Below are 3,353 nucleotides of genomic sequence, written 5' to 3' on the forward strand. Positions count from 1 at the left end.
TCGCGCCATTACTGCGATTTTCAACTGGAGCCTGCCATTTGGCGATGGCTGCCTTAGCAGCAAAAGCTGTGATCCTCACAGACACTGCAATGGCAGCAGCAGCGGTGGCACCAATGGCAGCACGCACTTTTGCAAATCCGGTTTATTCAGTGCTGGATTGGGCTCCGGCCCAGGCCCCTGCTGGCGATACCCGCAGTGCTGCTGGCATTGAACTTGCCCTCAAGGCCCATCCAAATGCATTGGTATTGATTGGCAGTGCCCCAACGGCCCTGATGCGCTTGCTGGAATTAAAGGCAGCACCGGCGCTGGTAATCGGTATGCCCGTGGGTTTTGTGGGCGTTAAAGAGAGCAAACGTGCATTGGCCCGCAGTGGTTTGGCCCAAATCCGCCTCGAGGGCAGCCGCGGTGGTGCTGGTTTGGTGGCGGCAACAGTGAATGCCCTATTGCGACGCGCCTGGTTGGATCAAATAGTTTGAAATTGTTTGTTTTCAATGTTTTTAAGCACCTGCCGCGCCCTTTCAACTACCGCTGCTGGCACTCCAGCTAAACGGGCCGCCTCAATTCCATAGCTGCGGCTAGCGCCGCCGGGCACCACTTTATGGAGAAATTCAAGCTCGTTTTCTTTTTCTAAAACAGCAACTTGAAAGTTCTGCACATTGGTGCAGGTATCTGCCAGGGCATTTAGCTCGTGGTAGTGAGTGGCAAAAATGCAATTGGCAGTGATTTCTGTTGCTAGATGTTCTGCCACTGCCCAAGCGATCGAAAGGCCATCAAAAGTGGCGGTGCCGCGGCCAATTTCATCGAGCAACACCAATGATTTCGAGCTGGCGTGCTGCAAGATATTGGCGGTTTCTGCCATTTCCACCATGAAGGTGGATTGACCACTGGCTAGATCATCTACAGCGCCAACCCTGGTAAAAAGTCTGTCTACGAGCCCCAAGCGAGCACTGCGGGCCGGAATCCAACTGCCCATTTGTGCCATCAATTGCAAAACCCCTGTTTGACGGATATAACAACTTTTACCGCTGGCATTAGGGCCTGTGAGCACGATCAAGTTGATCTGCTCCCCTAAAGCAATGCTATTTGGCACAAAAGATTTATCAGTTAGCAGCTGCTCCACCACCGGATGACGCCCCTCCTGAATTTCAAGGCAGCAACCCGTCACAATTTCAGGCTGGCAATAACCCTGGGTGGCGGCTAGTTCGGCTAGGCCGGCGAACACATCAAGTTCCGCCACTGCTTTTGCTGCTGAGCGGATTTCTGCGGCTGCTTCCCCCACCTGATGCCGCAATTTGCAAAATAGGTCGTATTCCCGTTGCTGGCTGCGGGCTTTTAGTTGCAAGATGCGGCCTTCCCGTTCTTTTAGTTCCGGTGTAAAAAAACGTTCTTCATTGCTAAGGGTTTGGCGGCGAATCCAATGCTCAGGCACCTGGCTGGCCTTTGCTCTTGTTACCGCAAGGAAATAACCAAAACTGCGGTGAAATTGCAATTTTAAATTTGTATTACCGCTTGCTTGCTGTTCTCTCTTTTCTACTTGAGCTAGCCAATTTTCCTGTTCATCGAGGCGGTTGCGTAGATCATCAAGTTGTTCATCAACGCCATCGTGTATCAAGCCCCCTTCTGTAAGAGATAGGGCTGGATTATCTAATAGTTGATATCGCAGTAATTCAGCTAATGCGGCCAGTGTTGGCCGCGGCTGCAGCAGCGCTTGCAACGGCTCAGCCCGGCAGTTTTCCAGCAGGCTTGATAACAGCGGCATACGTTCAAGGCTGTCGGCTAAGGCCACTAGATCGCGGCCATTGGCATGGCCGGCGGCGCAGCGGCCCGCTAATCGCTCGAGATCAGCCATTGGCCTTAATAAACGCCGAACCGCCTGGCGTAAGGGCCTTGCTGCAACAAACTCAGCCACCGCTTCCTGGCGCCATTTGATTGCTGTTTGGTTGAACAGAGGCGCCTCCAGCCAACGCCGAAGGGCGCGAGCCCCCATTGCGGTGTGAGTGCGATCTATAGCCCAAAGCAGGGAACCTTGAAATTGGCCATCCCGTTGGGTGGCCGTGAGTTCCAAGTTGCGACGGCTTTGCTGATCAATTACCAAGGCATCACCAGCAAATACGGTTACCGGACGCCCCAACGGCAGGGTGCTCCCGGGTTGGCTGGCATCTAAATAGGTGATCAAACCACCAGCAGCCCTAAGCGCTAGGGGGATCGCTGTTAAGCCAAGCCCTTCAAGGGATTGCACGCCATAACGCTGCTTGAGGCAGCGGCTGGCATGGCTGCTTTCAAAAGGGGTTCGCAGTTGGGGGGTGAGGCTTAAAAAGGGCGGGCACCAAGGGGGCATCGGATTTGCTTGGCCATGCTCAAGCCCTGGCAGCAGCAGTTCAGCGGCCTGCAACTGCATTAATTCCTGCTGCAGGTCTGCAAGGCCTTCCCGTTCAAATACCTGGAATTCACCGGTGGATACATCTGCTACCGCTAAGCCCCAGCGTTCGTTTTCCAGCACCACTGCAGCCAACCAGTTGTTGCGCCGCGCCGCTAGCAAACCTTCCTCCAAAAGGGTGCCAGGGGTGAGAACTCGGGTGATTTCACGCCGCAGCAGAGCACCTTTTGCAGCGGTGGTTTCCACCTGATCGCATAGGGCCACCCCATAACCGCGCCGCACCAGCTCACTGCAATAACGCTCTGCTGCATGGTGAGGAATCCCAGCCATCGGCACCCGGCCGTGGGCTTTACCCCCTTCTTTGCCAGTGAGAGTGAGCTCTAGCAGCTGGTTTGCCAGGAGAGCATCTTCAAAAAAACATTCGAAAAAATCGCCCAGCCGGTAAAGCAAAATCCGTTCTGGATGGGCGGCTTTTAGCTCCACGTAGTGGCGCAGCATTGGCGGCAAAGCTGCTGGATCTACCAGGCTGTGATGATGCCAAGGAGGCAGCTCATTACTTGAATCTGCGGCTGCAATATGTTCTTTGCTGGCTAGTGGCTTACTGCCCGGATGGCTGCGCCGCCGCGGTTTAACAGCATCAAAATCTTGTTTTAGATCTTCTTCGGGAGCTTCTTCTGCGGCGAACAGGCTGCCTTGAATTGCAGGTTCACTGCTAGCCACGCAAGAGATCGCTTTTTTTGATCGTAATCTGCTCCAGAATGATGAGATGAACACTCACGCCCAGAGCTATTGGCAGCGGCGCTTTGCTGCTGACAAGAATTTGCTTGAAGAGCAGCGTGAGCTTGCTTTGCAGCAGATCCGATTAGCTGCAGTTGCTTTGCGTGAGCGTTGGCCTCTAATTAAGTCGATATGGGTTTTTGGTTCAGTGCTTGGGGAAGGATTCCACGAAGAATCAGATATTGATTTGATGGTGGAG

At 53.8% G+C, this 3,353-nt stretch carries 3 protein-coding genes; 2 read left to right on the forward strand and 1 reads right to left on the reverse strand.

Translation table 11 applies throughout. The features are described from left to right. The coding region (locus KB557_RS09965) for a precorrin-8X methylmutase (protein ID WP_255133797.1) at positions 1–476 on the forward strand (476 nt) is incomplete at its 5' end. Here KB557_RS09965 and mutS read toward each other — a convergent pair. Next, entirely contained in the window at positions 464–3,097 is a 2,634-nt protein-coding gene (gene mutS / locus KB557_RS09970) for a DNA mismatch repair protein MutS (protein ID WP_255133798.1), read from the reverse strand. The two genes, KB557_RS09965 and mutS, sit on opposite strands and share 13 nt — an antisense overlap. Before the next feature lie 46 nt (positions 3,098–3,143). Between mutS and KB557_RS09975 the strand changes: the two genes are divergently transcribed. Continuing rightward, positions 3,144–3,353, forward strand: a 210-nt coding sequence (locus KB557_RS09975) for a nucleotidyltransferase family protein (protein WP_255133800.1), incomplete at its 3' end; no start/stop codon positions are given.

Origin of the sequence: Synechococcus sp. Cruz CV12-2-Slac-r (assembly GCF_024346075.1) — a bacterium.
Lineage (GTDB): Bacteria > Cyanobacteriota > Cyanobacteriia > PCC-6307 > Cyanobiaceae > Synechococcus_D.